This is a genomic window from Moorena sp. SIO3I6, assembly GCF_010672095.1.
Genome location: NZ_JAAHHU010001196.1, coordinates 1 through 1,575 on the forward strand (window position 1 = coordinate 1; position 1,575 = coordinate 1,575).

At 42.2% G+C, this 1,575-nt stretch carries 1 protein-coding gene; it reads right to left on the reverse strand.

Going from position 1 to position 1,575, the window contains the following annotated elements:
• Positions 1–155 precede the first annotated feature (155 nt).
• The coding region (gene ltrA / locus F6K49_RS47625) for a group II intron reverse transcriptase/maturase (RefSeq protein WP_293109561.1) at positions 156–1,575 on the reverse strand (1,420 nt) is incomplete at its 5' end.

The following is a 1,575-nucleotide window of genomic DNA, read 5'->3' on the forward strand; positions in this document are numbered from 1 at the left end:
TCAACGACCCGACTTGCTGAACCTGGCCGGAACCAAGAACAGTAGAGGTATTAAACTAAGCCGGAGAGTCGCCCCTCCGACTCGTCTTCAAAACCGTACGTGATAGTTTCCTATCATACGGCTCCTCATCATAGGAACCATTGTCATTGGTACCTCTAGAATGGATTGACATCTAACTCGGAGGAGTTGATTTTCTTTCCATGTTTGGCATCGTGGCAATGTAGGTGGAGTAACTCTAGATTTTTATCTGAGTTATTTCCGCCGAGTGAACGTGGTATTATGTGGTGCTTTTCCATTAAATCTCCATCCCTGAAGGTGAGACCACAGTGAGTACATACCCCTTTTTGCCTTTTCAAAAGTCTTCCCTTTTGACTGGTCATTTCAGGGTGTTTCTGCATTCTGGTACTCCAATAAATTAGGTTACCGTCGAATGGACTCCGGGTATCTTTGACCTTCACGTGTCTGACTATTTTGGTCTTGGCGTGTTTGGGGAGGTAGTTTTCCTCGTTGGTCATAAATACCCAGTTATCAATCTTCGGAGCTTCCCAGGGTTTCTTAGGTTTCTCAACCCTCGTCCCCCAGTATTTCTTGTTTACCCAGGTTTTTGATTTTCTTGGATGTCTCCTGTATCCCCATCTTTGAAGTTTGTTCCAGAGTAGGTTGTCTATGTCTTGGTAGGTTTCCTTACTACAGACTGAGCTGTAATAGTTGCACCATCCTCTTACGATAGGTTTTAGATGCTCGATTAGAGCTATCTGTGGAGCGGCTCTGTGCTTATCTATTTTTGATGAGAGCCGCTCATAATACTCTTTTACTTTTCTCTTAGATGGTTTGATGATGGTTTTAAACCCTTTCTTTGATTGGTGCTTTCCGACTGTGTATTGTCGAATATTGAAACCAAGGAAGTCAAATCCTTTAGTTGTATGTACCAATTTGGTTTTGTTGGGTTTAAGCTTTAGACCTATGTCATTTAGCCAATCTACGATGATTCTTTGACACTCTTCTACCACTTCTAGGTCTTTGTGTATGATGACAAAGTCATCTGCGTACCGAATCAAACTTAGTGCTGATTTATTCTTCTGTTTTATTCCAGGTAAACTTTCAGCATATTGTATTATTCGGTTTTCCATTCCGTGAAGGGCTATATTCGCTAAAAGTGGAGAAATTATTCCACCTTGAGGAGTACCCTCTTCTGTAGGAAGGAGTGTGTTCTTATCCATTACTCCTGCTTTTAACCATTGCCTGATTACTCGACTCATGGTTGGATAAGTATTTAATTTTCTTATTAGGGCATCGTGATTGATTTTATCAAAGCATTTTTCGATGTCGGCATCTAGTACCCATTTGGGCATTTTATTGATGCTGTTGAATATTGCTTCAATGGCATCATGACATGACCTACCTGGTCTGAACCCATATGAGTTGGGTTCAAATCTTGCCTCCCATTCCGGTTCAAGGGCTTGTTTGGCGAGAGCTTGAAGAGCGCGGTCGTATATGGTAGGTATTCCAAGTGGCCGTTTTTTATCCTGTCCGGGTTTGGGTATCCAAACCCTTCTGGTTGGTTGTGGCTTCTTG